The organism is Candidatus Allofournierella excrementavium (assembly GCF_048526665.1).
In the GTDB taxonomy this organism is placed as follows: domain Bacteria; phylum Bacillota; class Clostridia; order Oscillospirales; family Ruminococcaceae; genus Allofournierella_A; species Allofournierella_A excrementavium.
The window spans coordinates 1-1,982 of the sequence record NZ_DBGFPE010000027.1 but is presented as its reverse complement, the minus strand read 5'-3'; the positions used below and the strand labels follow the sequence as shown (position 1 = coordinate 1,982).

Below are 1,982 nucleotides of genomic sequence, written 5' to 3'. Positions count from 1 at the left end.
TGGAGCTCTGGAAGTATCCAAAGTCACTTCATCAAGGCAAGAATGAGAAAAACGGCATAGCCGAAGCTATACCGTTTCTCTCTTGCCCCGCGATGTTTTCTTATCGGGAGGCACCTTTGGCTCCCTGTTTTTTCTTTTATCTGCCAAGGGGAATGATTGAAAAATGCGTATATGAATGATATGGTATAAGCAAACAAACTGCAATTGATGAATGGAGAAGAGCAATGGGATTTTGGGTCTATATGTTGGTTATGAATTTGCTGATTCCATTTACAATGATCGGGTTCGGAAGATATTTCGAAAAGGGAGGCCCGAAGGAGATCAATGGAGTGTTTGGCTATCGAACTCCTATGTCCATGAAAAATAAAGATACTTGGGAGTTTGCTCATAAGCATTGCGGCAGGATATGGTATATTTGCGGATGGATCTCTTTGGCGGCAACCGTGGTATGTCTGCTTTTGTTGCTCGGAAAAGATGAGGATGTTGTGGGAACAGCAAGCTCGATCCTGGTGGGAGCGCAACTGGCTGTCATAATTGCTTCTGTTTTGCCAACAGAGAGAGCTTTGAGAAAAGAATTTGATAAAAATGGGAACAGACGATAAAATCCCAGACCGGGCAAAGGTCTGAGATTTTCCAAAACCAATGAAAAAACCGACGGGGATACCGTCGGTTTTTTTAGTGCGAGAGCACGGCGTTCACCCGGTCGGTCATGTCCTGGGCGGCGTGGGCCGCCCGGGCCGCCTCGCTGCCGGTGGGCAGCAGAGCCGCCAGCGCGCTCTCGGCCTTGGCCGCCGCCGCGCCGCTCAGCTTTTGGGCCATCACGCCGCTCTGGCACAGCAGCACCGCCAGCGCCGCCTCCCTGGGGGCGGGGCCGGCCTCGCCGCAGAGGCGGAAGAGCAGCCGCTCCAGCCGCCGCGCCGCTTCGCCGGCGGCGGGCAGATAGAACACCCGCCCGGCCAGCGCCCGCTGGGGCGCGGCAAGGCGCAGCGCCTCCAGGCTCTCCCCCACCGCCTCGGCCAGCTCCGCCAGCTTGGGCCCGTCGGGGGCAAAGTCCCGCAGCACCATCGAAAGGGGCACCGGCCGGGGCCGGTCGATGAAGTCATAGAGGGGTTTTAAGCACCGCAGCCCCTCGGTCAGCGGCCCGGCAAGGCCCACCTTCTCGCCGGTGAAGGCGATGCAGCCCGCCTCGGTCAGCTCTCCCAGCGCCGCCGCCACAAAGCAGATGGGCTGCTGAGGGTTCAGGGGCGAAAAGCGGCCTCGGTCGTTCACCGCCAAAAGCAGATATTCCTGTGTGATGCCAAGTTCGGTCATAAGCGATTCTTCCTGTTCCAAAATTTGCGGGGCAAGGGGAGGTCACTCCCAATCCTCCATGGCGTGCAGCTCAAACACCACCGGGCGGATGCCGTCGGTGCAGCACACGATGGTCTGGCCCTCCCGGTTGTTCCAGGGGGCGTAGCTCGCGCCGGCGGCCAGGGCGCTGACACTGTTGTAGATGTCCACCCAGGCCCAGGGGCAAAAGCCCTCCGGCATCTGCGCGCCGCCCTCGAACACGAATTCGTCGCCCACTTCCAGCATCGGGCAGGGCCCGCCTCCCGCCCCTCGGTGAGGTAGGCGTCGGCGTATTCCGGATAAAACTCCTTGCGCAGCACGGTGATCTTCACCCGCTTCATGGGACATCCCGCCTTTCCTCTCCCATTATGCCACGCCGCCGCCCCGGGCGCAAGGGGTGGGCAGTTTTGTGCAGGGCGGCGCTCTCCCTTGTTTCGCACGACCCGCCGCCCGGTGCCAGCCGAGCCAGACGCGGCGCTGCCGCCGCGTAGTGCGCCTCGGAGCGAACACGCTGCACGGTGTGAGTGCAGCGTGTCCGAAACGCCGCGTGCGGCGGCGGACAGGGACGCGGCCACCCAGCGCAAAGCTGCCCATATCCCAGCGCCGCCCGAATAAAGGAAAGGGCGGCTTTGATTGAAGTGCTCCGCCCGGCC

3 protein-coding genes are annotated in these 1,982 nt (G+C 60.6%); 1 reads left to right on the top strand and 2 read right to left on the bottom strand.

What is annotated here, in order from left to right; genetic code table 11:
* Positions 1 to 224: 224 nt before the first annotated feature.
* Positions 225 to 602, top strand: coding sequence for an SdpI family protein (locus ACMI1Q_RS07520; protein WP_394980388.1), 378 nt, complete (start codon positions 225 to 227; stop codon positions 600 to 602).
* Positions 603 to 675: 73 nt separating this feature from the next.
* Here ACMI1Q_RS07520 and ACMI1Q_RS07515 read toward each other — a convergent pair whose 3' ends face one another.
* Positions 676 to 1,311: a GPP34 family phosphoprotein gene (locus tag ACMI1Q_RS07515; protein WP_419503326.1), complete on the bottom strand. Its 636-nt coding sequence runs from the start codon at positions 1,309 to 1,311 to the stop codon at positions 676 to 678.
* A 42-nt stretch (positions 1,312 to 1,353) separates the two neighbouring features.
* Positions 1,354 to 1,575, bottom strand: a complete 222-nt coding sequence (locus tag ACMI1Q_RS07510) for a TIGR04076 family protein (protein ID WP_419503325.1) — start codon at positions 1,573 to 1,575, stop codon at positions 1,354 to 1,356.
* Between the last annotated feature and the right edge of the window lie 407 nt (positions 1,576 to 1,982).

Coding starts and splice junctions, on each gene's coding strand:
- ACMI1Q_RS07520 (WP_394980388.1), top strand. CDS start 225: ATGGGATTTTGGGTCTATATGTTGGTTATGAATTTGCTGATTCCATTT.
- ACMI1Q_RS07515 (WP_419503326.1), bottom strand. CDS start 1,311: ATGACCGAACTTGGCATCACACAGGAATATCTGCTTTTGGCGGTGAAC.
- ACMI1Q_RS07510 (WP_419503325.1), bottom strand. CDS start 1,575: ATGCTGGAAGTGGGCGACGAATTCGTGTTCGAGGGCGGCGCGCAGATG.